Origin of the sequence: Neorhizobium descurainiae (assembly GCF_051400715.1) — a bacterium.
Classification (GTDB): domain Bacteria; phylum Pseudomonadota; class Alphaproteobacteria; order Rhizobiales; family Rhizobiaceae; genus Neorhizobium.
This window is the reverse complement of sequence record NZ_JBLFFK010000114.1, coordinates 1-507: the sequence shown is the minus strand read 5'-3', so window position 1 is coordinate 507 and position 507 is coordinate 1. Positions and strand designations below refer to the sequence as shown.

Below are 507 nucleotides of genomic sequence, written 5' to 3'. Positions count from 1 at the left end.
CGCGCCGCACCCCGATCCGGCGCAATATCGCGCCAAGTTCACCGGGCCCTATGAGCACCGGCTAATCAGCGGCGGGATCGGGCACAATCTGCCGCAGGAAGCCCCGGCCGCCTTTGCCAAGGCGGTGCTCGACGTCGCCACGCTGGCCGGTTGAGGAGGACAGCATGAAGCGTTTCGCAACCTGCAGCCTTGTGCTCGCGACAATGGTCTTCGGAGTCTCTGCGGTGGCCGCTGCCCGGCGCCCGGCCAGCGACGTTTCCCCGGTCTATGGAGTCAAGCTCCCCACGGGCTATCGCGACTGGAGGCTGATCAGCGTCGCGCACGAGGCGGGCAAGAACAACGACATCCGGGCCATTCTGGGCAACGACATCGCGGTAAAAGCCTTTCGCGAAGGCAACCGCCCCTTCCCCGACGGCGCCGTGATCGTGCGGCTGGCTTGGCGGTTCCAATCGTCGCCGCGCAACGACACCGTCTTCCCCGCCCCCCAGTCATTCGTCGCCGGCGACC

Annotated in this window: 1 protein-coding gene and 1 pseudogene; both read left to right on the top strand. The window is 67.3% G+C overall.

Features of this window, described 5'->3' with window-relative positions; translation table 11 throughout:
* Positions 1–154 (top strand): annotated as a pseudogene (locus ACMGE0_RS33705) (alpha/beta hydrolase); the annotation flags it as partial.
* 10 nt (positions 155–164) lie between these two features.
* Positions 165–507 (top strand): cytochrome P460 family protein (locus ACMGE0_RS33700; RefSeq protein WP_436820199.1); only part of this gene is annotated, 343 nt, incomplete at its 3' end.